The sequence below is a fragment of the Lentzea flaviverrucosa genome, assembly GCF_003350445.1.
GTDB lineage: Bacteria > Actinomycetota > Actinomycetes > Mycobacteriales > Pseudonocardiaceae > Lentzea > Lentzea californiensis.
The window spans coordinates 68,014-90,452 of sequence record NZ_QQAU01000020.1; the positions used below are offsets into that span (position 1 = coordinate 68,014).

Annotated in this window: 26 protein-coding genes; 14 read left to right on the forward strand and 12 right to left on the reverse strand. The window is 69.3% G+C overall.

Going from position 1 to position 22,439, the window contains the following annotated elements; translation table 11 throughout:
* Positions 1–107 precede the first annotated feature (107 nt).
* Positions 108–2,654 (reverse strand): AfsR/SARP family transcriptional regulator, encoded by a 2,547-nt coding sequence (locus DFR72_RS41500; protein WP_170176641.1) that lies wholly within the window; start codon positions 2,652–2,654, stop codon positions 108–110.
* 63 nt (positions 2,655–2,717) lie between these two features.
* Here DFR72_RS41500 and DFR72_RS41505 point away from each other — a divergent pair, with 63 nt between their 5' ends.
* The 4 genes from DFR72_RS41505 to DFR72_RS41520 all read left to right on the forward strand — a co-directional run bounded on the left by DFR72_RS41505 (position 2,718) and on the right by DFR72_RS41520 (position 6,327).
* Positions 2,718–4,340, forward strand: coding sequence for a C39 family peptidase (locus DFR72_RS41505; protein WP_090065084.1), 1,623 nt, complete (start codon positions 2,718–2,720; stop codon positions 4,338–4,340).
* A gap of 100 nt (positions 4,341–4,440) precedes the next feature.
* Complete coding sequence (locus tag DFR72_RS41510) at positions 4,441–5,106, forward strand: TetR/AcrR family transcriptional regulator (protein WP_245983889.1); 666 nt, start codon at positions 4,441–4,443, stop codon at positions 5,104–5,106.
* Between the two features lie 34 nt (positions 5,107–5,140).
* A complete protein-coding gene (locus DFR72_RS41515; RefSeq protein WP_090065085.1) occupies positions 5,141–5,605 on the forward strand; it encodes a hypothetical protein in 465 nt (154 codons plus the stop codon).
* Positions 5,602–6,327: an alpha/beta fold hydrolase gene (locus DFR72_RS41520; protein WP_090065086.1), complete on the forward strand. Its 726-nt coding sequence runs from the start codon at positions 5,602–5,604 to the stop codon at positions 6,325–6,327. Before DFR72_RS41515 ends, DFR72_RS41520 begins: the two co-directional genes overlap by 4 nt.
* Here DFR72_RS41520 and DFR72_RS41525 read toward each other — a convergent pair.
* Positions 6,297–6,896: a TetR/AcrR family transcriptional regulator gene (locus DFR72_RS41525; RefSeq protein ID WP_090065087.1), complete on the reverse strand. Its 600-nt coding sequence runs from the start codon at positions 6,894–6,896 to the stop codon at positions 6,297–6,299. The genes DFR72_RS41520 and DFR72_RS41525 overlap by 31 nt on opposite strands.
* 81 nt (positions 6,897–6,977) lie before the next feature.
* Here DFR72_RS41525 and DFR72_RS41530 point away from each other — a divergent pair, with 81 nt between their 5' ends.
* Positions 6,978–7,922 (forward strand): beta-ketoacyl-ACP synthase III, encoded by a 945-nt coding sequence (locus DFR72_RS41530; protein WP_090065088.1) that lies wholly within the window; start codon positions 6,978–6,980, stop codon positions 7,920–7,922.
* Positions 7,923–8,318: 396 nt separating this feature from the next.
* Here the strand turns inward: DFR72_RS41530 and DFR72_RS41535 are convergent, their stop codons facing one another.
* From DFR72_RS41535 to DFR72_RS41550, 4 genes are all read right to left on the reverse strand, one after another.
* On the reverse strand, positions 8,319–9,695 hold the full coding sequence (locus tag DFR72_RS41535) for an NAD(P)/FAD-dependent oxidoreductase (protein ID WP_170176642.1): 1,377 nt from the start codon (positions 9,693–9,695) through the stop codon (positions 8,319–8,321).
* A complete protein-coding gene (locus DFR72_RS41540; protein ID WP_090065090.1) occupies positions 9,692–10,516 on the reverse strand; it encodes a ferredoxin in 825 nt (274 codons plus the stop codon). The genes DFR72_RS41535 and DFR72_RS41540 overlap by 4 nt, the downstream gene beginning before the upstream one ends.
* A 162-nt stretch (positions 10,517–10,678) precedes the next feature.
* Complete coding sequence (locus DFR72_RS41545) at positions 10,679–11,359, reverse strand: DUF4142 domain-containing protein (protein WP_170176643.1); 681 nt, start codon at positions 11,357–11,359, stop codon at positions 10,679–10,681.
* Between the two features lie 97 nt (positions 11,360–11,456).
* Entirely contained in the window at positions 11,457–12,053 is a 597-nt protein-coding gene (locus tag DFR72_RS41550; protein ID WP_090065092.1) for a hypothetical protein, read from the reverse strand.
* Between the two features lie 114 nt (positions 12,054–12,167).
* On the opposite strand from DFR72_RS41550, the gene DFR72_RS41555 reads away from it, so the two are divergent.
* The 4 genes from DFR72_RS41555 (at position 12,168) to DFR72_RS41570 (ending at position 14,473) form a co-directional block, all read left to right on the forward strand.
* Positions 12,168–12,737, forward strand: coding sequence for a sigma-70 family RNA polymerase sigma factor (locus tag DFR72_RS41555; RefSeq protein WP_090065093.1), 570 nt, complete (start codon positions 12,168–12,170; stop codon positions 12,735–12,737).
* On the forward strand, positions 12,734–13,477 hold the full coding sequence (locus DFR72_RS41560) for an anti-sigma factor family protein (RefSeq protein WP_090065094.1): 744 nt from the start codon (positions 12,734–12,736) through the stop codon (positions 13,475–13,477). The genes DFR72_RS41555 and DFR72_RS41560 overlap by 4 nt, the downstream gene beginning before the upstream one ends.
* 106 nt (positions 13,478–13,583) lie before the next feature.
* On the forward strand, positions 13,584–13,994 hold the full coding sequence (locus DFR72_RS41565) for a hypothetical protein (RefSeq protein ID WP_170176644.1): 411 nt from the start codon (positions 13,584–13,586) through the stop codon (positions 13,992–13,994).
* An 8-nt stretch (positions 13,995–14,002) separates the two neighbouring features.
* On the forward strand, positions 14,003–14,473 hold the full coding sequence (locus DFR72_RS41570; RefSeq protein ID WP_090065096.1) for a YkvA family protein: 471 nt from the start codon (positions 14,003–14,005) through the stop codon (positions 14,471–14,473).
* On the opposite strand, the gene DFR72_RS41575 is transcribed toward DFR72_RS41570, so the two are convergent.
* A complete protein-coding gene (locus tag DFR72_RS41575) occupies positions 14,408–14,893 on the reverse strand; it encodes a GNAT family N-acetyltransferase (RefSeq protein ID WP_211335758.1) in 486 nt (161 codons plus the stop codon). The two genes, DFR72_RS41570 and DFR72_RS41575, sit on opposite strands and share 66 nt — an antisense overlap.
* Before the next feature lie 66 nt (positions 14,894–14,959).
* Between DFR72_RS41575 and DFR72_RS41580 the strand changes: the two genes are divergently transcribed.
* From DFR72_RS41580 to DFR72_RS41590, 3 genes are all read left to right on the forward strand, one after another.
* Positions 14,960–16,105, forward strand: a complete 1,146-nt coding sequence (locus DFR72_RS41580) for a PP2C family protein-serine/threonine phosphatase (RefSeq protein ID WP_090065098.1) — start codon at positions 14,960–14,962, stop codon at positions 16,103–16,105.
* Between the two features lie 62 nt (positions 16,106–16,167).
* Positions 16,168–17,613 (forward strand): sensor histidine kinase, encoded by a 1,446-nt coding sequence (locus tag DFR72_RS41585; protein WP_425459946.1) that lies wholly within the window; start codon positions 16,168–16,170, stop codon positions 17,611–17,613.
* Positions 17,610–18,050 (forward strand): response regulator, encoded by a 441-nt coding sequence (locus tag DFR72_RS41590; RefSeq protein WP_090065100.1) that lies wholly within the window; start codon positions 17,610–17,612, stop codon positions 18,048–18,050. The genes DFR72_RS41585 and DFR72_RS41590 overlap by 4 nt, the downstream gene beginning before the upstream one ends.
* On the opposite strand, the gene DFR72_RS41595 is transcribed toward DFR72_RS41590, so the two are convergent.
* From DFR72_RS41595 to DFR72_RS41610, 5 genes are read right to left on the reverse strand one after another with little or no spacing between them, the layout of a single operon-like run.
* On the reverse strand, positions 18,025–18,465 hold the full coding sequence (locus DFR72_RS41595; protein ID WP_090065101.1) for a ClpX C4-type zinc finger protein: 441 nt from the start codon (positions 18,463–18,465) through the stop codon (positions 18,025–18,027). The two genes, DFR72_RS41590 and DFR72_RS41595, sit on opposite strands and share 26 nt — an antisense overlap.
* Positions 18,466–18,524: 59 nt before the next feature.
* Positions 18,525–18,674 (reverse strand): hypothetical protein, encoded by a 150-nt coding sequence (locus DFR72_RS46075; protein ID WP_170176645.1) that lies wholly within the window; start codon positions 18,672–18,674, stop codon positions 18,525–18,527.
* Positions 18,671–19,396, reverse strand: coding sequence for a lysophospholipid acyltransferase family protein (locus tag DFR72_RS41600; protein WP_245983890.1), 726 nt, complete (start codon positions 19,394–19,396; stop codon positions 18,671–18,673). Before DFR72_RS41600 ends, DFR72_RS46075 begins: the two co-directional genes overlap by 4 nt.
* On the reverse strand, positions 19,393–20,382 hold the full coding sequence (locus DFR72_RS41605) for an MBL fold metallo-hydrolase (RefSeq protein WP_245983891.1): 990 nt from the start codon (positions 20,380–20,382) through the stop codon (positions 19,393–19,395). The genes DFR72_RS41600 and DFR72_RS41605 overlap by 4 nt, the downstream gene beginning before the upstream one ends.
* A 36-nt stretch (positions 20,383–20,418) precedes the next feature.
* Positions 20,419–20,688, reverse strand: a complete 270-nt coding sequence (locus DFR72_RS41610; protein ID WP_425459943.1) for a GNAT family N-acetyltransferase — start codon at positions 20,686–20,688, stop codon at positions 20,419–20,421.
* Positions 20,689–20,726: 38 nt separating this feature from the next.
* On the opposite strand from DFR72_RS41610, the gene DFR72_RS41615 reads away from it, so the two are divergent.
* Both DFR72_RS41615 and DFR72_RS41620 read left to right on the forward strand, forming a co-directional pair.
* Positions 20,727–21,704 carry an LLM class flavin-dependent oxidoreductase gene (locus DFR72_RS41615; RefSeq protein ID WP_170176646.1) on the forward strand — a complete coding sequence of 326 codons (978 nt, stop codon included), beginning with the start codon at positions 20,727–20,729 and terminating at the stop codon, positions 21,702–21,704.
* A gap of 46 nt (positions 21,705–21,750) precedes the next feature.
* Positions 21,751–22,236 carry a hypothetical protein gene (locus DFR72_RS41620; RefSeq protein ID WP_090065105.1) on the forward strand — a complete coding sequence of 162 codons (486 nt, stop codon included), beginning with the start codon at positions 21,751–21,753 and terminating at the stop codon, positions 22,234–22,236.
* The last annotated feature ends 203 nt before the right edge of the window (positions 22,237–22,439 follow it).

The window sequence follows — 22,439 nt, forward strand, 5'->3', positions numbered from 1 at the left end:
GGCGGAGGCGGCATTCTCGCCTCCGCCACCGAGACTGGAGAACCGCGCTAACCAGTTGCTAACAGCAACTGAACGTCACGCCCGGAACAACGTCCCGGACACCACACCTAGCCGTCCAGCCCCGCCAGCTTCCGCGACGCCTCCGCCTCACCCCACCGGAACCCGATGCGCCGCGACAGCTGCACCGCCTCGGCGTACGAGGCGCGTGCCTCCTCACCCCGGCCGGCCAGCTCGTGCACGATGCCGCGGTCCAGCAGCACGCCCGCCTCGATCTGCCTGTCCCCCACCGATCGCGCGAGGTCCAGCGCCTCCTCCGCCAGTTCCAGCGCCCGGTCCAGGGAGCCGAGCTGGCGGTGGGCGTCGGCCATGTTCGCCAGCGCGTGCAGCTCTCCGGACCTGTCACCGCACGCGCGCAACGTCGTCAGCGTCTCCTCGTAGCAGACCAGCGCGGCGGGGAGGTCGCCCAGCGCGGCGTGCACGAGGCCCAGGTTGGTGCGCACGTAGGCCGCGCCCTGCGAGTCGTCCAGTTCCTCGCGCAACGTCAGCGACGCCTCCAGCGAGGTCAGCGCGGCGGGCAGGTCGCGGCGGCGCCAGTGGGTGATGCCGAGGTTGTTGAGGGTCACGGCTTCGAGCTGCCGGTCGTGCAGTTCACGGGCCAGGGCCAGTGCCGCCGTCCAGTGCCGCTGTGCCTCGCCGAACTTGAAGCCGCGCTCGCAGGCGGCGCCCAGTTCCTTCAACGCCAGCGCTTCCGCGCGGAGGTCGCCCAGGGAGCGGGCGGCCTCCAGGGCGAGCGTGTTCAGCGCGGCCCAGTCCGCCACCTCGGAACGGCGGCGGAAGTACCAGGACAGGCCCGTGGCGAACGCGATCGCGTCGGCCGGGGAGGCCTGGTGTGCGGCGGCGATCAGGTTGTCGCGCTCTTCGGCCAGCCAGAGGTCGGACGGGGTGTCCGCCAGCGCTTCCAGGTAGTGCTTGTGCAGGCGTTCCAGCGCGAGCGAACGTTCCTCGGCCGACTCCGAGGCGCGGCAGCGTTCGCGCGCGAAGAGGCGCAGCAGGTCGTGCAGCGCGAACCGGCCGGGCACCGGTTCGTCGACCAGGTGTGCGTCGGCGAGTTCGGCGAGCAGGTCCCCGACGTCCGGCACGTCGGTCAGCGCCCGTGCCGCGGCGACCGCGAAGTCGGGGCCGTCGAGGAGTCCGATCAGCCGGAACACCCTTGCCACGTCCGGAGAACCCAGCTCGGCGTAACTGACCTCGAACGCCGAGCGCACCGCGACGTCGCCGAGCCTCAGCTCGTCGAGGCGGCGCGCCTCGTCCGCCAGCCGTGCCGCCAGCAGCGGTGCGGTCCACTGTGGACGGGCGGCGAGCCGGGCGCCCGCGATGCGCAGGGCCAGCGGCAGTCCGCCGCACCAGCGCACGAGCTCCGCCGCGTCCGAGACCTTCCCGGCGACGCCCTCCAGCAGCCGGTGCGCGTCCTCCAGTTGCAGCGCGCCGAGTTTCACGTACGAGGCGCCGTGCAGCGAGGTGAGCGGGCGGCGGGACGTGATCAGCACGGCCGAGCCCGGACCGGTCGGCAGCAGGCGGGTGACCTGACCCGCGGTGGCCACGTTGTCCAGCACCACGAGCAGCCGGCGCGACGCGGTGAGCGAGCGGTAGCGCAGCGCCTCCTCGTCGCCGGGCCGTTCGCCCAACGCGCGCAGGAACTGGCTCAGGATCCGGTCCGACGCGCCGTCGGACAGGTCGGCGTAGAGCTGGCCGTCCGGGAACCTCGCGGCGATCTCGTGCGCCGCCCGCACCGCGAGCGCCGACTTGCCGATGCCCGCCTGCCCGGTGATCACGCACACCGCGACGCGGTCCTGCCGCTGCTGCGCCTTGATCAGGTTGAGCTCGCGGCCGCGGCCGGCGAAGGTGACCACGTCCGGCGGCAGCTGCCGGATCGCCGCCGCGCCAACGGGTTTCGCGCGCAGGATCTCGGCCTGCAGCCGCCGCAGCGACTCCCCCGGCTCGACGCCGAGCTCGTCGGTGAGCACCCGGCGGCACTCCTGGTAGGCCGCCAGGGCCTCGGCCGGACGCCCCGCGCGGTGCAGCGCGACCATCTGCTGCTCGCGCAGGCGTTCGTTCAACGGGTGCTCGCGCACCCACTCGTTCAGGTCCGCGACGATCTCGACGTGCCGGCCGAGGTCGAGCTCCGCCTCGGCGCACTCGACCCGCGCGGCCAGCCTCAGCTCCTCCAGTTGCGCGACGACCCCGCGCAGCAGGCCGGACGCGGCGAGATCGGCGAGGGCGGGCCCGCGCCACAACGCGAGCGCCTCGCGGTAACCGCGCGGCGTGCGTTCCCCGCGGGCGAGCTCGAGCAGCTCGGTGAACCGGGTGAGGTCGAGCTCGGCCGGGTCGATCGACATCAGGTAGCCGGGCGCCCGCGAGAGCAGCCGCGAGCCGACGACCTTGCGCAGCTGGTAGACGTAGACCTGGAGGTTCTTCAGCGCCGTCTTGGGCGGAGCGTCGTCCCACAGCACGCTGATCAGCCGGTCGACCGACAGCACCCGGCCGGGCTGCGCGAGGAGCAACGCGAGCACCGCCCGCTGTTTGGGCGGCCCAAGGCTCAGCCGCACGCCGTCGTCGGCGTAACACTCGACCGGCCCGAGCACCCGGAACTCCACAGCTCCCGATCGTAACCACCAACCACATACCGGACGCATGCCACGCACCGGGACGTTCGAGCCATGACGAAAACCTCACTGGCGCTGGTGGTGGCACTCGGCACCCTGGCTGCCGCCGTGTCCCCCGCTCAAGCTGTCGAGCCCTACTCCGAGAGCCCGTCCCAGTCGCACGCCGTCCGTTCGGGCGGCGGTTACGACGTGGTCGTCGGTGGCGTGAAGAGAGCCACCTTCGACGTCAGCGATCCCGCCTTCACGATCCGGTCCTCCTCGTCCGCGGACGGTGCGCTGGCGGCCGTGATCTCCGACTTCGACGGCACGAGCGGCAGCGGCCTGCACACGGTCGACCGCTACGGCAAGTCCCGTGCCGTGGCACGCGGCGCGATCACCTCCGCCGTGTTCCACGGCTCGGTGCTGGCCTACGCCGACGGCGAGAACGTCGTGGTGGACGGCGTCCCGGTGGGCAAGCTCAAGGGCCGCGCGCCCCAGCTGCTCGGGTTCACCTCCGACGGCACCGGACTGCTGGCAGTGCAGCACCCGGACGTCGCCGACGACAGCACGTACGTGGGCTCGCTCGTGCGGTTCGACCTGAAGACCGGCGCCGCCAAGCCGTTGATCACCTCCGACGCGACGTCGCTGTACCGCGACTTCAAGCTCGTCGACGTCAAGGGCGAGCGGCACGTCAGCTTCATCAAGCACAACGAGATCTACCGCTGCGGCGGTGCCGACCCGCAGTGGCTGGGGCTGGCGTCGGAGCACGGCGAGGTCCGGTCGCTGGTCGGCGAGACCCGGCACCACTACCGCAGCGCGGTGTGGAGCACCGACGGCGCGCGGGTGGCGTACGAGGTCATGGGGTGCGTGTCGGACAAGACGCTCGGCACCGGGCAGTTCGACGCGTTCAACGGCGTCTACGTGCACGACCTGGCTTCGCGCAAGGCTTCCCGGGTCGTCGAGGGCCTGTCGTTCAACTACGCGCTGACCGGTTTCAACGGCACCGAGGCCGTGATCGGCAGCCCCGCCAAGGGGTACGTGAAGGCGTCGGGTCTTCGCGCCGCCTCGCTGGACGGCGAGGTCACCACGATGGGCCGGCTGAACCGCGCCGAGTACATCCACCAGCTGTGGGACACGCGCAACGAGTTCAACGGCAACTCGTCCTGCGGGCCGACCAGCGCGGTCATCGACCTCGTGACCTACCAGCTGCCCGCCGAGTTCGGCGTGCAGGTCTCGCAGCCCTTCTCGCACTACTCGAAGTGGGGCCGCTACATCACCGACGAGTTCAGCAACCGCGGCACCACCTTCAACCGCACGATGAACGACTGGTCGCGCACCGGGAGCTGGAAGGGCGCGCACGGCTGGATCACCGGCTACTACTGCGGCGGCAACCCGGCCCGTCCCTGCGCCTCCTGGGAGTCCGAGCGCGACTTCCTGGCCCGCAACGGCGCCGCCGTCCAGCAGGGCAACTTCACCCCGGCGCAGGTCCGCGCGTTCCTCGACCAGGGCAAGTTCGTGATCATGAGCGGCACGTGGGGCTCGACCGCCGGGCACCTGTCCGTCGTGATCGGCTACCACGACAACGGTCAGTTCTACGTCCACGACACCTACGGCGCGGGCACGGACGGCAGCTACGACGGGGCGAACCAGCTCTACAGCTGGAACTACATCGCTCCCGTGCAGATGTGGGCCGCCTGACGCGCTGAATCGACCCTCCCGCTCACAGGGCGGGAGGGTCTCCCGGCGAGGGCGCCTGCGGAGTGCGCCGGGCCTGCGCGTGGACCTCGACGTTCGTCCTGTGCGCGACCGGATCCCAGTTCTCCTCGAAGGGCGCCATGAGCGACTGCCCGCTGCCGGTGCGGCGGGCCCGCACGGCGTACCAGGTGAACCCGGCCAGGGTGAGCGGCACGCTCGCGAAGGCGACCACGCCGAACAGGAGGTCCATGAGGCCGACTGCCGCGGTTTCCTCGGGGCGACGGTCGAGGAGATCGCCGCCGAGGCCGGCTACACCCGCCGCGCGCTCTACAAGCACTTCGGCGGCAAGGAGGGACTGTGGCTGGCGATCGTCGAGGCCGACGCGGGAACCCACCTGCAAGGCCTGCGCGGCGCGTTCGACCAGGCGACCTGCCGTGACGACGTGATCGCGATCCTCAGCGGCGTGACGGGCGGGGAGGCGGCGAAGTGGACCACGGTCGCCGCCGAGGTGCTCGCCGCGACGGCGCGGCAGCCCGAGATCGCGGCCCAGGTCGCCGCCCTCCAGCAACGCCACGACGACCAGGTCGTCGCCCTGCTGGCCGAACACCTGCGGCGCCTGGGCCTCGAACCCGCGATGCCGTTGCCACAACTGGTCGTCCTGCTCGGAGCACTGGGAATCGGGCTGGCCCTGCGGCAGGTGGTCGTCAAGGGCTCCGACTCGCGCGCCGTCCTCGTCCCCGTGCTGGAGGCGATGCGCCCGACTACTTGACAGAAGACGTCAAGTACTTGCTATCGTCTGTCAAGTGGCGACCACTTCGGAACACGTGGACCTGCGGGACGACCTGATCCGGCTCGTCACGAGCCGGCTGCTCGACCCGCTGGAAATCCTGCTGCCGCAGGCAGACCTGACCGGCGTGCGCTCCTCCGCCGAGGCCGACGCCGAGATGTGGGCGGCGCAGCTGCTCGGGCCCGACGACGACCTCGCCCGGCAGGTGGCCGTCCGCCTGATCGCGGTGCTGCACCCCGGCGACACCCCGTTCGACCCGCCCGAGAGCTGGTGGGCGACACCGCTGGGCCGCGTCGCCGCACGCCGCGCCGGCCATCCGAGCAGGGCCCACGTCTCGTTGGGCGTGGCCGGGGCGATGCTCGGCATCACCCGCCAGGGCGTGCACGACCTCGTGAACCGCAACAAGTTGCTGCGCCATCCCGACGGCGGCGTGACCGTCGACTCGATCCGCGCTCGTCTCGGCCTGAGGAGAGAACAGTGAAGCTCGCGGCGACCGACTTCGGCGGCGACGGACAGCCGTTCCTGCTGCTGCACGGCCTGGGTGGCGACCGGTCCGCCTGGGAGGCGCTCGCACCCCGGCTGGACGGACGCGCGGTGGCGGTCGACCTGCGCGGGCACGGCGAGTCCGACGACGGCGCGTGGGACTGGGAGGCGGTGCTCGACGACCTGGACGAGACCGCCGTCCACTTCGGACTCGACAGTCCCGTCGTCGTAGGACATTCGCTGGGCGGCATCCTCGCCGGCCTGTGGGCGTTGCGGCATCCGACGTGCCCGGCGGCGGTCAGCCTGGACGGACATCGTTCCGCCACCACGCATCCGGAGAACTACGCAGGGCTGCCCGCCGACGAGGTCGCGTCCGGCCTGGCGAAGCTGAACGCCCTGTTCACCGCGCAGCTGGAGGTGGTCACCCGGCCGGACCGTTCGATCACCTCGGTCCTGCGCACGTCACCCGAGTTCCTGGACGCCCTGCCGGTGTTCGCCGAAGCGTCCTGCCCGTTCCTGCTGGTGCTCGCCACCCGCAACCTGCCGGTGCCGGCAGATCTCCTGCCCCTGATGGACGCCCACCGCGCCGGACTGCGCCGCGACCTGCCCCCGAACGTGCGGGTGCACGAGATCGACGCGACGCACGGCATGGTGTCCGAGCGCCCGGCGGAGGTCGCCGAGGTCGTGAATCACTTCGTGAGCAGCCGCTTCAGCGCCTGACGGGCCCGGCGCGGCGCCGCGCTGTCGTGCTCGAGCTGCAGGAAGTGGTTGAGCGCCAGCATGACACCGAGGAGCTCGTAGATCAGCTGCTCGACGTCCGTGTCCGGCTTCAGGTCGCCGTCGCTCACCGCACGCCGGATGTGGATCCGCAGATCCCTGCGCCACAACGCGTTCATGCCGGCCAGCGCGTCCCGGACCCGCCCGCTGCGCCCGTCGAACTCGGCCGTGGCGGCGGTGAAGAAGCACCCGCCGGGCAGCACCTCGCGTTCGAGGTAGGACACCCAGGCCTCGCAGACGTCGATCAGGCGCGGCAGCCCGGACGGCATCTGCTTCACCTTGCGCGGCACCTCCCGCAGGAAGACCTCCGCGGCCTGGTCGACCACCGCGAGCTGCAGGGCCTCCTTGGTGCCGAAGTGCCCGAGCAACCCGGCCTTGCTCATCCCGAGCTCCGCCGCCAACCGGCCGATCGTCAGCCCTTCGAGCCCTTCCGCGGACGCGATGGCGAGGCTCCGGTCGAGGATGCGCTGCCGTGTCTCGAGGGTGTCGGCGACAGATCGGCGCGGGCTCATCTCTGTATTCTACGTCTCTTTAGCTACCGACCGATCGGTTGCTATATTCGCCGCGTCGCCCTGGCCGAAGGAGAGTTCACCTTGTCCGGTTCCCGTGTCGTCGCGCTCGGTCACCACCAGCCCGAACGAGTGCTGACCAACGCAGACCTGGAAAAGATGGTGGACACCAACGACGCGTGGATCCGCCAGCGCACCGGCATCTCGACCCGCCGAATCGCGGCTCCCACCGAAACCGTGGCCGACATGGCCTCCGAAGCAGGCGCAAAGGCACTCGCCGCGTCCGGCCTGGCCCCGTCCGACATCGGCCAGGTCATCGTCGCGACCTGCTCGGCCATCGACCGCAGCCCGTCGACCGCGGCCCAGGTGGCGGCGCGCCTCTCGATCCCCTCCGCAGTCGTCTTCGACATGAACAACGCCTGCGCGGGCTTCTGCACCGCGCTGGCAACGGCCGACCACACCATCAGGGCAGGCGCCGCCCAGCACGCCCTGGTGATCGGCGCCGAGAAGATGTCCGACCTCGTCGACTGGACCGACCGCTCCTCCTGCATCCTGCTGGGCGACGGCGCGGGAGCAGCGGTGGTCAGCGCCTCCCCCGACGCCCAGATCGGCCCGGCCACCTGGGGCTCGGACCCGACACGGGCCAACGCCGTCCGCCTCGTGGACGAATGGCAGCCGCGCTTCGCGCAGGAGGGCCAGGCAGTCTTCCGCTGGGCCACCAGCGAACTCCCCGCCATCGCCGCACAGGCCTGCGCCAAAGCGGGCATCGAGGTCACCGACCTCGCCGCCGTCGTCACGCACCAGGCCAACCTGCGCATCATCGAGGCGCTGACGAAGCGCCTCGGCCTGCGCGACGACGTGGTGATCGCACGCGACGTCGTGGAGTCCGGCAACACCTCCGCCGCCTCGGTCCCGCTGGCGCTGTCGAAGATGGCCGAGCGCGGGGAACTCCCGTCCGGCCAGCCCGTCCTGCTGTTCGCCTTCGGTGGCGGTCTGTCCTGGGCGGGCCAGGTGATCACGGCCCCGTAGGGCGGACTTCGTGCCGCCAATGCGATGGCGAAGCCGAGGCGTGTGAACTGCTTCGGCTGGTCAAGCGGTGGTGAGCCACGCACTCGGCGATCGAGGCTTTGACCGGCACCGGCCCGGTACTGCCTGAGGGACCGCCCACGCAAGGCAACCACCCACCCGGCTGAACCCGCACCGCCGGAATCCAACAACCCCACAAATAGGCCGGTGTGGCGACTCGGGAGCCCTCCGAGCCGCCACACCGCTGGTGACGCGCGAGAGGGAGGTTCAGGTCGCCGGCGCGGGAACGAGCGCATCGCCGCGTGACGTCATCGGTCCGCCACCTGGCCACGCGGGCGACGTCGGAGTTCGCCGTTCCCGCTTGCCCTGTACCGGCAACCTGAGTCCTCCACCACCTGGTTAGGGCCTCGCGCGTCCTCCGCCCACTCGCACCATCTCCGGCCTCGAGCGCGAATGCCTCCGCCGCTGCAATGGCGGCGACATCGACGACGAGACGGACGGGGGAACGGATGATGCGTGGGCGGCGACCGGTTCGGGAACGGGGATCATGGCGGTCGGGAGAACCTCCGGCGCCTCGGCCGCAGCGGGTTCCGGCTGCGTCCACACTGGAACGTTCGTCTCGACCGCGTTCTGCCGGAACAGTTCCGGGGTCTCGGTGATGATCTTGCCGGGCGACTCCAAGCCCACGATGCCGACGAGCTTGCCGTTGGCGATGAACCCGGTGAGCCCGTTCACGTCGGTCGTGTCGGTGCCCAGGACGGGAAGGCCCGCGCCCTGCACTCGCATGCCGTACTGCTCGGTCCAGAACCGCGGGACCGGCGTGTACGTCTTGGCGTGGTTGCGGCCCACCAACAGGTTCTCGGCCGCGGCTCTGCCTCCCTCGACGGCGTTGAGCCAGTGCTCGACGCGGCGCACGGCACCGTTGAAGCGCATGTTGGGCCAGCGGGCCACGTCACCGCAGGCGACCAGGTTCTCGGCGCCGACCACGTGGTTCGTCGAGTCGCACAGCACGCCGTCGGAGATGTCGAGGCCGGAGCCGCGCAGCCAGTCGACGGCCGGGGAGGCGCCGACGGCCAGCACGACGCACGAGGCGAAGAACACCTGACCGTCCGAAAGGTGGATCCCGATGCCGCCGGGCTGACGCACCCAGTGCTTGATGCCGACACCGGTGGCGAGGCGGACGCCGTGCTCGACGTGCGCCTCGGTGATCTTCTTGCCGATGTCGTCACCGACGACGCCGCCCAGCAACGCGGGCGAGCGCACGATCAGGGCCACGTCGCGGCCCATGTGACGGATCGAACAGGCGAGCTCGCAGCCGATGAACCCGCCACCGATGACGGCGACGAGCCCCTGCGACTGACGGATGTTCTTGCGGATCGCGATCGCGTCGTCCAACGTCCGCAGCACGTGCACCCGCGGGTCGTGGCGCGGCGCGCCGCCCATCGCCCTGGCGTCGACGCCGGTGGCGATGATCATGCCGTCGTACTTGATCTCCTCGCCACCGGGCACCCAGACCGACTGCTTCTTGGGGTCCAGGTGCAGGGCCGGGGAGTTCATGCGCCACTCGGCGTCGAGGTCGCCCGAGAAAGACAGCAACGAGTCGTCCGGGGTCCACTCTCCGGTGATCATCTGCTTCGACAGGCAAGGGCGGTGGTACGGGAGGTGCCGCTCGGCGGACAGGATGGTGATCTGCCCGTCGAAACCCATCTCCCGCAGCCGTTCCGCGGAACGGACTCCACCGAGTCCGCCGCCGACGACCACGATCCGTTCGCTCACTTCACTCGCTCCCTGATCTCGATCGCGCGCATCGGGCACGCACGTTGTGCCGCACGGGCCTGAGCGAAGTGCTCCTCGGGCGGCCGGCGGTTGTAGGTCAGGCGGTTGTCCTCGATCAGCTGGAAAACATCCGGGGCCTCCGCCTGGCAGGTGCCGTAGCGGTGGCACTTCTCGTTGTTGACGCTCACGTCCATCGCGTCGCCCTCGCCGACACCGGGTTCCTTGCCGCGTTCGGGGTCGAGCATGCCGATCCGCACCAGGACCTCGGGCGGGAGGAACCGGGCCAGGGCCAGGGTCGCGGTGGGGACGAGAACGGTGAGGCCGGCCAGCCAGAGGACGGACAGGTTGCCGTTCGCGATGGCGCCGAACCACGAGTGCACCACGGTGATCGTCACCGCGATGTACGCCGTCTGGTGGAACCTCAACCACTTGCGGTAGAAGACTTTGTGCCTCATCGAGGCGAGCACCGCGATCGCGAGCATGACCTCGAGGCCGAGGATGCCCAGCGCGTGCCGGAAAAGACCGCCGTCCACGAACGGCAGGATGAGCTTGATGATGCCGAGGGGGGCACCCTGCAGCAACGAGAAGGCGAACGCGTGGATGCAGCCGAACGCGATCGCCAGTGACGCGAGCACCATGTGCCCGTTCTTCAGTCCTTCACGGCCGGTGAGCTTCTCGGCCCACCCGGTCGCGATCAGCACGCCCCAGGACAAGGTCGCGCACATCAGCACATAAGCCAGCCTGGCGGAGATCTGGGCCATCTTCTTGACACCCGAGTCGAACTCGGCTTGGGCCACCAGGAGCGGAATCTGGCTCGACAACAACTCTTCCTCCGGAAAAGTACTTCTCGCGGGAACCCGCCCGGTCCTGGGTGCAGGAGTGGACACATCAGGGCCGGGCGGGTGGGAACAGGTCCGCGTTGGAGTGCCTCTGACCTTGGGACACCACCTCCGTTTACCGTCGTGCAACGGGGTCTTGCAGAATCACCGCACCGGTCGTCGCGGGCGGAGTACTCGGAGCAGGAGCACGGTGAGAACGGCTCCCGCGGCGGTGACCGTGAGGATCACCCACATGTTCGGCCCCTCGTCGGAGGCCAGAGTCGCGTTGATGATGTTGCCGGCGGGCTGGGGCTCGGCGAACGACGCGTCGCCCGCGAGGCCGGTGCTCTCCAGCAACGTCATGTGCTTCATGACCACGTCGATGCCTGCCTGCGCGAACCCGCGGATCACGTCGTTGCGCGTTCCTGAGCGGACCTTCGCGATGAAGGGGAAGATTTGGCCGTGCGCGGCCCGCAACCGGGCGATGAACGCCTGGTCGAACGCGTCGCCTTCGAGCGCGTTGATCTCTTCCATCCACGACTGCTGCGTCGGGTTCGGCACGTCGGGCGTGGTCAGCCCGAACCCGGCGGCCGTCTTCTTCGTCAGCGCGTCCAGCATCATGTGGTCGAGCATGATCATCTTGCCGATCTGCTTGACCCTGGCGTTCGACGCCTTGGTGGCCGTGAGCTCGCCCATGGGCATCTCCCACAAGCCTGCGAGGCGCACCCTGTTGAGCAGCTCGCGGTCGTTCGCGGTCAACGGTCCGCTCGGGGTGTCCATCACTCCCCCGGTGTCCGCGGGCTGCGCGGCAGCCGTGGCGGAGAGGCCGGAGAAGAGGAACAACATCGCAAAGACGGTGGCGAGGGCTCTGGTCATCGTCTTGTTGTCCTAGTCGTTCAAAGGAAGTCGATAGGGGGTCGATCAGCACAGCCGAGCAGTGGGCTCAGTAGCCGGGCGCGGCGGGCGGAGGCGCAGACGACGGCGTCTGACCGGTGCCCGTGGGGGACGTGCTCGGCGTGCTGCTGCTCTTGCTGCTGTTGTTCTGAGCCTTGCCACCGGTGATCTTGGCGCCGTTGGGAGCGGTGACGAACCACACTCCGCCCTTTCCCTGGCCCTTCATGTCACCGGCGACCTTGTCCTCGGCGTACGTGTACTGCGGATAGCCCGCGATGGTCAGCTGCTTGGTGCCATCAGGCCTGGTCAGGACACCCATCGAGATGGGGTCCACACCGGTCGCCATCGGCGTCTTGTCCGCGAGGACCGGCTTCCAGGCCTTCGCGCACTCGCCCTCGCAGTTCGACTTGGACGGCTTGGGGACGTCCTTGTCGTACCGGTAGAGCGGGAGCCCGTCGGCGTCGGTGACGAACCAGCCCATCTGGTCGTTGTTCGAGATGAAGTAGTTGTTCATCCCGCTCAGATCAGCGGGTTTCGCCTGCAAGCCGCCCGTTGCGACCCCTCCGGGAGGGGTGTCGGCACTACCGCACGCGGTGAGGGAGATAGCCAGTGCCGCCAGGGCGGTGATGGCTGGTCCACGTCGCATCGGCAGGTCCTTTCTCAGCGGGGGTACCGAGGAGTACGGACACGATCCGGCAACGGTTCACGAACTTCGTGAGGAATATTTGCCTCTCGACTTCAGCCGCTTGATGAGGCAAGGATGTCCACCGTGGCGCGGCATAGACGTCAACGTGAGTTAGACGAACAATCACCAAGACCGGGGTCTCTCGAGGAAGAGTTGATCCGTCGGCTGTACGAGGAATTCGGGAGTGCCCTGCTGGGACACTGCATGAGGTTGACCGGCCATGATCGGCAGTGGGCCGAGGACATCGTGCAGGAGACCCTGGTCAGGGCATGGCGCAACGCCGAGAAACTCGAGCGTGACCCCGTGCTCTTGCGGTCGTGGTTGTTCACGGTGGCAAGGCGGTTGGTCATTGACGACAGACGTAAGAGAAGCGTCCGTCCGCAGGAGTTCGAACTGACCCCTTCGGACGAGTCACCCTCCGGCAGCGAAGAGGATCGCACCCTCGCGGCGATCGTCGTGGCGGAGGCGATGAACGGTCTCTCCGAGGAACACAGGGAGGCTATTCTCGAAACATATCTGCGGGACCGCACTGTCGGTGAGGCCGCGGCTGCACTGGGTGTGCCGCCGGGAACGGTCAAGTCGAGGGTGTACTACGCGCTCCGTGCGTTGCGGCGTGCGTTGCACGATCGGGGAGAGACGCGGTGACAACGGCACCAGATCACCTCGACGTCGCCGCCTACGTGCTCGGCATCCTCGATGCCGATGAGGTGGAGGCGTTCGAGAACCACCTGACCGAGTGTCGGCGGTGTGCTCTTGACCTGCGCGACTTCGCGGTGGTGCCCGACCTCATCGACGAGGCCGACGCGGGCGGGATGCTGCGCGGAACAGCGCCGGAACGCCCCGATGGCAAGTCGGTGCGAGTCATGCTCGACGCCGTTTCGGCGCGCAGGAAGCGCCGACGGTGGTTCGTCGCCCAGGGCGTCGCGGCCGCCGCCGCCGGCGTCGTGGCGGTGACAGCCGTGGTCACGACGCTCGTCGTGCGCGGTGGCAACGACGGTTCGAACCAGGCGGCGCCCCAGAACCCGAGCACCTCCACGTCGCAGACGCGGGTGGCGAACAACTCCACCGACACGTCGATGGAGGTCAAGCACCAGGACCCGAACAGCGGCGTCGGCACGAAGATCACCGCGGCCGACACCCCCTCCGGGACCGCGATGGACATCGAGGTCACCGGCATGTCGGGCCCCAGCAGGGGTTCGCTCGTCGCCGTGGGTCGCGCGGGCCGTGTAGCGCAGGTCACGTCCTGGTACGCACCGGAACCGGTGGCGGGCGACAAGAAGACCATCAAGCTGGCCGCGAACGTGGCCATGCGGTGGCACGAGATCGCGACGTTCAGGATCGTGGACGAGAACGGGAAGACCCTGCTCGAAGTCGTGGCTTCCTGACGTTTCGCGACACCAGCCCATCTGCCCCCGCGGGATCCGTGAGATCCTGTGGGGGCAGTTGTCGTTTCGCAGGGAATTTCGCAGAAGTTCGGGGAAGGCTGGCTACGTGGCGATAGGCCCGTCAGCGGTCGAGCGCTGGCTCGATCTGTCCACAGAGGAGCTGCGCGCTCAGATCACGCGGCTCGTGTCCTCTCGGCTACCGGATGATCACGCTGTGTGGCAGGCGATCCGGCGTCATCCGGCTCTGGTCCCGCGCATCCGCGGTGTCCTCTCCGGACTCGCGGCCACCGCGGCCGGCGGCAAGGACGAGGCCATGCAGAAGGTCTGGATCTCCAAGGCGCGCGCCGCCCTGGACCAGCCCTACACGCCTCCGGTGAAGGCCGTGCGGAAGCCGGTGGTTGAAGAGGTTCCCGCCGAGGAACCCGAACCTGTGATCGACCTCAGGGAACCCGAGCCCGCCCAGCAGAGGCAGCCGCACAAAGCCATTCCGACGATGCTCTTCCAGGAGCCGAGCTAGGGAGCAAGATGGTCGTCTTCGGATCGTTCATCTCGCTGTCGGGTCTGCTGATCCTGTTGTTCCGCAACGCCCCGATGGGCGGGCTGAGCCCGGCGGTCGTCGGCTGGGTGCTGATCCCGCTCGGACTGGTGTTCGCGGGGCTGGGCGTGCTGCGCAACCGCCGCAAGCGCGCGCAGAACGGCCCCGGGCCGGTCGGCAACCCGATCGCACGCCTGAAGGCGTTGCCGCGGCTGTGGAAGACCTGGCGTGGCGGCAAGTACCCGGAGCTGCCGCGCAGCCAGGTCATGATGTGGGCGGTGGCGCTGCTCTACCTCGTGTCGCCGATCGACGTCCTGCCGGAGTTCCTCCCGGTGATCGGGGTGACCGACGACGCGGGTGTGCTCGTGTGGCTGCTCAGCAGTCTGTCGGTGGCCTCAGGCTCGTACCTGCGCTGGGAGAAGGACCATCGCGACACGGGTCGCGGGATCGAGGCCCCGTGAGGCGTCCTCGCGCATGACCTCGGCCAGGCCGGGCGAGATCTCCGCCACGGCGCGGAACCCGAGGCGTTCGTAGTACGGCGCGTTCCAGGGCACGTCGCGGAACGTCGTCAGCGTCACAGCGCGCCCGGAGCGGGTGACGTGCTCGATCAGCGCGGCGCCGATCCCCTGGCGTGCGTGCGAGGGGTGCACGCTGACCTGGTGGACGTGCGTCGCGCCGTCGACGTCACCGACGGCGATGAACGCGACGGGCACGCCCTCCGCGCCGATGGCCACCCAGACCTCGTTCTCGGCGAGGTCTGCCAGGGACATCGGGGCGTCGTCGGCGATCTCGGGCATCCCGATGTCGCGGAACGGTTCTCCGGAGGCGTTTTCGATCTCCTGGAGGTAAGGGAGTTCGGCTGGTTGGGCGAGACGGATCAACACGCCCGCAATCCTGGTAGGTCGGACGCGAGCGGCGCAGCCGAATAACGTTAAAGTTCCGACCTGATGCGAACGAAGACAGTGCGCGTCCTCCTCGTCGAGGACGACGATGGCGACGCCCTCCTGGTCGAGGCGCTGCTCGAAGAAGCGAGCGCGCCGTTCGTCCTCGCGCGCGCTCACACGCTCGCGGAGGCGGAAAGCCTGCTCTCCGACTCCGAGTGCGTGCTCCTCGACCTGGGACTACCCGACTCACAGGGGCTCGACGGCCTGCACCGGCTGCTGGCCAAACCGAACGCGCCGGCGATCCTGGTGCTGACCGGGCACGACGACGAACGCGAGGGCATCTCCGCGGTCGCCGCCGGCGCCGAGGACTTCCTGATCAAGGGCAAGGTCGACGGCGAACTGCTGCTGCGCGGCGTCCGGTACGCGGTCGAACGCCGCCGCGCCGACAACGCCCAGTTCCAGCTGCGCGAGGCCAAGCTCCTGGCGGCCGAACGGAGCAGGCTCGAACGCGGCCTGCTCCCTCCCCCGCTGCTGCAGAACTCGGACGTGAACCTGGAGGTCCGCTACCAGCCCGGTGGCCAGCGGATGCTGCTCGGCGGCGACTTCTACGACGCGGTCGGCCTGCCGGACGGCACCGTGCACGCGATCATCGGCGACGTCTGCGGCCACGGCCCGGACGAGGCAGCGCTGGGCGTCTGCCTGCGGATCGCGTGGCGCGCCCTGATCCTCGCCGGAGAACCGGCGGAGAAGGTGCTGCGGACGCTCGACCAGGTGCTGGTCGCGGAACGGCACGGTGAGGGCATCTTCACTACGGCGTGCATGATCACCGTGGCGCCGGACCGCCGCTCGGCGCGCTACTTCCTCGCCGGGCACCCCGAGCCGCTGATGATGGTCGGCAGGGAGATCGTGGACCTGCCGCCGTCGAAGATCGGGGTACCGCTCGGCGTGCTGCCCGACTACGCGTGGACCGGGGTGGACGTGCCGCTGCCGTCCGGCTGGTCCCTCGCCTGCTACACGGATGGACTGATCGAGGGCCGGGTACCTGACGACGTCGACCGGCTCGGTGTCGAGCGCCTCTGCGAGATCCTGGCGAGGCACCTGCGGGACGGCCCCGACTGGATGGACTCGGTCATCGCGGAGGTGACGGAGCTGAACGGTGGGGCACTCGACGACGACGTGGCCCTCCTGCTGCTGAAGGACGGAAAGTGAACCTGCCGCAAAGGCTTCCGGCCAGTCGCCTGCTGGGCGTCATCGTGGCGATCCTGCTGGCCATGACAGCGGTGGCGATCTCGTCCACGGTCATCGCCCTCGACGCGCTGGGCGACGCGCGTTCGCGGTCGGTCGACCAGATCGAGCCCGCCGGGCGCCGCGTGAACGAGCTGAACCGCTCACTGCTGGACCAGGAGACCGGGGTGCGCGGTTTCGTGCTCACCGGTCAGGACGACTTCCTCGCGCCGTACCTGGACGGCCAGAAGGCCGAGGTCGAGGCCTCCGGGAGCATGCGCGCCCTGGTCGGCGACATCAACGGCCGGGTGAGCCGCATCGAGACCCTCGCGCGGCAGTGGCGTTCGGAGTACGCGGAGCCGACTGTCGCCGGGATCAAGCAGGCCGGCGTCGCCTCCGCCAGCGCGGGCGACATCGAGCGCGGCAAGGTGCTGTTCGACCAGCTCCGGGCCGAGGTGTCGGCACTGCGCACCGACGTCGCCGGGCTCGCCCGGCAGGCTCGCGACGACCTGGAGGACACGGCGAACGTCGTGCTGTGGCTGGTGATCGGCATGGGCGTGCTGCTGGTCGTGGCGATCGGCGGGCTGTCGGTGTTGTTGCACCGCCTGCTGGTCGCGCCGCTGGCGAGCCTCGCCGCGCACACCCGGCAGGTGGCGTCCGGTGACTTCGAGCACGAGATCGACGCGGACGGTCCACTCGAGACCGTGATGCTCGGCGAGGACGTGAACGCCATGCGCCGCCGGATCGTGCAGGAGCTCGAGTCGCTGGACCAGCGGTCGGCCGAGCTGCAGCGCTCAAACGCCGAGCTGGAGCAGTTCGCCTACGTGGCCTCGCACGACCTGCAGGAACCGCTGCGCAAGGTCGCGTCGTTCTGCCAGCTGCTGCAACGGCGGTACGGCGGCCAGCTCGACGAGCGCGCCGACCAGTACATCGAGTTCGCCGTCGACGGCGCGAAACGCATGCAGGGCCTGATCAACGACCTGCTGGCGTTCTCCCGCGTCGGCCGGATCACCCGCGAGCGCACCATGATCGACCTGGACGAGCTGGTCGGCCACGTGGTGGGGAACTTCTCCGACCGCGTCGAGGAGACCGGGGCCACCATCGTCGTGGGCGACCTGCCCTCCGTGCGAGGTGAGGCGTCTCTGCTCAGCGCGGTGTTCCAGAACCTGATAAGCAATGCGTTGAAGTTCAAGGGACCGTCGGCTCCGGTGATCAAGATCGACGCCGAACGCGACGGCGAGGTGTGGAAGTTCTCGGTCCGCGACAACGGGATCGGGATCGAGCCGGAGTACAGTGATCGGATCTTCGTCATCTTCCAGCGCCTGCACCCGAAGGACGCCTATCCGGGCACGGGGATCGGCCTGGCGATGTGCCGCAAGATCGTCGAGTACCACGGTGGCACCATCTGGCTGAAGACCGATGTGGACTCCGGCACCACGTTCGAGTTCACCCTGCCCGTCGCCGCAGAAGACCTGGTTGAGGTAACCGCATGACTGAAGCACACCTGAACGTGATCGACGTGCTCCTGGTGGAGGACGACCCCGGTGACGCGCTGATGACGCAGGAGGCGTTCGAGCACCACAAGATCCGCAACGTCCTGCACGTGGTGAAGGACGGGGTGGAGGCGCTGGAGTTCCTGCGCCGCGAGGGCCAGTACGAGAACGCGCCGCGGCCGGGCCTGATCCTGCTCGACCTCAACCTGCCCCGCAAGGACGGCCGCGAGGTGCTGGGCGAGGTGAAGAACGACCCCGAGCTGCGCTCGATCCCCGTCGTCGTGCTGACGACGTCGGAGGCCGAGGAGGACGTCCTGCGCAGCTACAGCCTCTACGCCAACGCGTACGTGACCAAGCCGGTGGACTTCGACAGGTTCATCGAGGTCGTCCGCCAGATCGACGACTTCTTCGTCACCGTGGTGAAGCTGCCCCGCTGATCACGGCGGCACCGAAGTCCAGGCAGGACCGGCAGATCGTGGCGTCCGCGCCCTCGTGGACGGGCTCGGTCTCACTGCAGAACGAGCAGTCGCCGACCTCGCCGGTCTGGCCCTCGGCGACGCACAGGTCGCAGATCAGCGCGGCCGGTCCGGCCATCAGCCTGCCGTCGTCGCCGACGCCGCAGCCGCAGAACCAGCACCGTTCAGTCCTCTTGGGCTGCTCCACGATCTGATGCACGCGCTGGTGGCTGATCTGCAGCGCCTCCGCGATCTCGCGCATCGCCCCACCGGCGCGGTGCAGCCGCAGCACGGTGTGGTGGCAGACGGCCTTGGCGATGTCGGCCTGGCTCTGGGCAGCGGCGGACGCGGAACTCGCCGTCCGTGCCGCCGCCAGCAGTTCCTGGTCCAGAGACATGCCGTGTACCGCAGCTAGACGCGTCTACGGTGTCCAGACGCGCCTAGGCGAGGTGGGCGCTAGTCGACGCTGCGCACGATCACGGGTTCGTCGTCGGCCTGCACGACCCACTGCTGGGGCTCGCGCGGCTCAGGGATGACCGGCGCCCAGATGCCCGTGCCACCCGGACGACGCTGCCTGCGTAACTCGAATTCCTCTCGCGTGGTCATGCACTCTGGCTACCCGCCTGAGCCGAACGTATGCCTGACAGCATCGTCGTGATGGCCGCCATGACCCGCCGGGTGGCCTCTGCCAGCACTTCGGCGGTGAGTTCGAGGTCGTAGAGGTCGGACAGGTCGACCGGAGCGCCCGCGACCACCTCGATCCTCTTGCGCGGCAACAACCGCGGCAGGACCGTGCCCCTGGGCAGCAGGTCCTGCGTGCCCCACTCGGCGACGGGGACGACCGGCACGCGGGACTCCAGTGCCATCCGCGCGACGCCGGACTTGCCCTTCATCGGCCAGTTGTCCGGGTCGTCGGTGAAGGTGCCCTCGGGGAACACCATCACGCACTCGCCGTCGCGCAACGCCTCCACAGCGGGCCTGAGCGCGTCTGAGGCCTTCACGGTGCCGCGTTCGACCGGGATGTGACCACCGGAGCGCATGACCCAGCCGACGACCGGCATGCGCCACAGGGAGGCCTTCGCGAGCACGCGCGGCACCCGGTCCGACATCAGCGCGAACACCACGGCCGCCACTGTGTCCGCGTTGGACAGGTGGTTGAACGCGAGGATCACACCGCCGTTGCCCGGCACGTGCTGCTTGCCGCGCACCCTGAGCCGCACGAACAGCACCACGACGGGCCACAGGACGTCGATCGCCAGCGAGAACCAGAAGCCTCTCCCCCTGCGGGGCATCTTCCAGGTCCAGGCGGCCAGCTCAAGCGGTGTCACACCTGGTATTCGAGCACGCCGGCGTTCGAAGTTCGGGTCAATTCGCCACGTTCGACCAGAACGTCGAGGTGCGCGGCCGTCTCACCGATGGCCAGCACCTGGTTGAACATGTCGAGGTCGTCGAACCGGCGCTGGCGCCGCGTCCAGCCGATCTTGCGCGCGGTCTCGAACGCGCTGCCCGCGACCGCCCTGAGGATCTCCTCCAGGCGCTGCTCGTGGAACTGCAGCAGCTCGTCGACGCGGGCGTGCGAGCTGTCGGTCACCGGGCCGTGCGCGGGCAGCAGCTTGAGGTCCGGCAGCTGGCGGGTGAGCCGCAGCGACGTCATGTAGTCGCCGAGCGGCAGTTCGGGCCTCAACGGCTCGAAGCCGATCGACGGCGTGATGTGCGGGAGCACGTGGTCGCCGGAGAACAGCACCTTCGCGGTGTGGTCGACGAACACGACGTGACCGCGGGTGTGGCCGGGCGTCGGGACGATCTCCAGCTCGCGGTGCTCCAGGCCGACGGTACTGCGGACGAGCCACTCGTCGGGCTCCTCGTAGTCGCGCAGCGCCTCACCGCGGTCGACGTGGTGCATGATCTTGATCCACGTCTCGGCCAGCTCGCTCGCGCCCCACTTGCGCAGGTCGTCGACGTGCTGGTCGTCCTGGCCGTGCAGCATGTGCCGCAACGACGGCTGCTCGCCGAGGCCCAGCCCGATCTTGCTGCCGAACGTCCTGCGCAGCGACACCGCCATCGTGAAGTGGTCGCGGTGCACATGCGTGATGAGGAACCGCTTGATGTCCTCGAAGCCCTTGTTCAGCGTGCCCAGGGCCGCTTCGAGCTGGTCACGCGCCTCGTCCAGCGCCCAGCCGGAGTCGACCATGACCAGGCCGTCGCCGTCCTCGATCGCGTAGACGTTGACCGCGCGCAGGCCGTCGTTCGGCAGCGGCAGCGGAATCCGGTGCACACCTGGTGCGACCTCGAACGCGCCCGGCTCACTCCACACGCTCGCCACCTCGTTGTTAGCGACAGCAACTAATTACTACCGGATAGTAACTCGGTATTCAGGGTGCTTGTCGATGTACTTCGCCACGAACGGGCACAACGGGGAGATCTTGACATCCCTCGCCATCACGTCGTCCAGCGCGTACTTCGCGAGCTGGGCACCGAGGCCCTGACCTGCGTAGGCCTCGTCGACCTCGGTGTGCACGAGCGCGAGGACGCCCGCGACGTCGCGGTATTCCAGGAAGCCGGCGAGCTCGCCGTCGACGTGGACCTCGTAGCGGCTCTCGGCCTTGTTGTTGGTGACCACATCAACCATCTTGCCCCGGAAGATGGAAAATGGCGCGCATGGACGTCTACCTCCTGATCCTGGGTGACCACCTGCCCAACCCGTGCACCGGGCAGGAGGTCCCCCAGGCCGACCGCCTGCGGGCGATGGTCGAGCAGGCGGTGGTGGCCGAGGAGTCGGGGTTCGCGGGCGTCGCGATCGGCGAGCACCACTTCACCCGCTACATCGTCTCCGCGCCCGAGCTGCTGCTGGCGGCGGTGGCGGCGCGGACGAGCAGGCTGCGGCTGTCGACCGGCGTGACGCTGCTGGCCCACCGCGACCCGGTGCTGGTGGCCGAGTCGCTGGCGACGCTCGACGTGCTGTCGAACGGGCGCGCGGAGCTCATCGTGGCGCGCGGGGTGGACCAGCAGACCGACGCGGCGTTCGGCGTGCAGCCGGGTGAGCTGCGGGCGCGGTTCGAGGAGCACCTGCGGTTGCTGCTCAAGCTGCTGGAGGAGCCGTCGGTGAGCTGGGACGGGCGGTTCCGCGGCCAGCTGAGCGACGTGACGACGACGCCGCGGCCGGTGCAGACGCCCAGGCCGACGGTGTGGATCGGGTCGGGGTCGGCGGTGTCGGCGGACCTGGGCGCCGAACTGGAGATGCCGCTGATGCTGCCGTCGACGTTGCGCGATCCGTCGATCTACCTCGAGCTGGTCGAGCGGTACCGCGAGCACTTCCCCGCCGGACGCGTCGGCGTGCCCAGTCACGTCTTCGTGGCGCGGGAGGACGCGCGGGAACGCTGGCGGCCGCACCTCGCCGAGTACGCGCGGTTCGCGGACCCGTGGCGGGGGGACGGCGACATCGACGTCGACGCGATCATGGACGGCGCGGCCGTGTGCGGGACACCGGACGAGGTGGCGGCACGGCTGAACGAGCTGGCGGAGCACCTGTCGATCGACACGCACCTGGTGATGGTGGACATCGGCGGCATGCCGCACGACTCGGTCGTCGAGACGATCCGCCTCTTCGGTGCCGAGGTGCTTCCGAAACTTGTTTAACGCAAGCGCCGCAACGGGTTAACACTCGGCGAGCAGAATCAACGGTGTGGGCATCACCGTCATCGGCATCACGCATCCTGGGCAGGCCGGGGCACTCCCCGGCGGCACGAACGTGCTGGTGCTGGCCGACGACGGCACGTACACCGACGAGTTCCTCGACACCGACTTCGGCGCGCACCAGCTGGTGGTGCGCGCCCACGGGCGCGGGTCGGCGTTCTTCGGGGTGGCGGACAAAGCCCGTGAGTTGGGCGCGGAACGGATCCTCTTCGGTGGCACGTACGACACCGCCGCCTCCATGGCCACCGGAGAGGATCCCGTGCTCGTCCTGGGCGTGCGACCGCCGGGCGGCCCGATCGCGTTCAACGCGGCGTTCGGCGAGTGGCTGGCCCGCTGGCCGAGGCCCGCGAGCGCCTACCGCGGCGACGTGGACCACTGGCTGGCCGAGAACGCGTTGCGCGAAGGCCTCCGAGTGGAATTGGTTTCATGGCTGATGGAACCGACCGTCCCCATGCGACGGAAGTTGACGGCCTAGTCATCCGAAGGCGGAAGACACTGCCGCAGCAGTGGAATATCCTTTCCTCCTGCGATCATCCGTGCACTCGGTGCAGCTGAGAGTTCTCTCAGCGTGGTGACTCGGGGCGGGGGCACCGGGGTTAATCTCAGGGTCTATCTCAGTGGAAGACCTGACCCTTCGGTGTGCCCGTGTCGCCGAAGATGGTGCGCACGAAGCCCACA

Coding starts and splice junctions, on each gene's coding strand:
- DFR72_RS41505 (WP_090065084.1), top strand. CDS start 2,718: ATGACGAAAACCTCACTGGCGCTGGTGGTGGCACTCGGCACCCTGGCT.
- DFR72_RS41525 (WP_090065087.1), bottom strand. CDS start 6,896: ATGAGCCCGCGCCGATCTGTCGCCGACACCCTCGAGACACGGCAGCGC.
- DFR72_RS41545 (WP_170176643.1), bottom strand. CDS start 11,359: ATGTTGTTCCTCTTCTCCGGCCTCTCCGCCACGGCTGCCGCGCAGCCC.
- DFR72_RS41550 (WP_090065092.1), bottom strand. CDS start 12,053: ATGCGACGTGGACCAGCCATCACCGCCCTGGCGGCACTGGCTATCTCC.
- DFR72_RS41555 (WP_090065093.1), top strand. CDS start 12,168: ATGTCCACCGTGGCGCGGCATAGACGTCAACGTGAGTTAGACGAACAA.
- DFR72_RS41570 (WP_090065096.1), top strand. CDS start 14,003: ATGGTCGTCTTCGGATCGTTCATCTCGCTGTCGGGTCTGCTGATCCTG.
- DFR72_RS41580 (WP_090065098.1), top strand. CDS start 14,960: ATGCGAACGAAGACAGTGCGCGTCCTCCTCGTCGAGGACGACGATGGC.
- DFR72_RS41585 (WP_425459946.1), top strand. CDS start 16,168: ATGACAGCGGTGGCGATCTCGTCCACGGTCATCGCCCTCGACGCGCTG.
- DFR72_RS41590 (WP_090065100.1), top strand. CDS start 17,610: ATGACTGAAGCACACCTGAACGTGATCGACGTGCTCCTGGTGGAGGAC.
- DFR72_RS41595 (WP_090065101.1), bottom strand. CDS start 18,465: ATGTCTCTGGACCAGGAACTGCTGGCGGCGGCACGGACGGCGAGTTCC.
- DFR72_RS46075 (WP_170176645.1), bottom strand. CDS start 18,674: ATGACCACGCGAGAGGAATTCGAGTTACGCAGGCAGCGTCGTCCGGGT.
- DFR72_RS41615 (WP_170176646.1), top strand. CDS start 20,727: ATGGACGTCTACCTCCTGATCCTGGGTGACCACCTGCCCAACCCGTGC.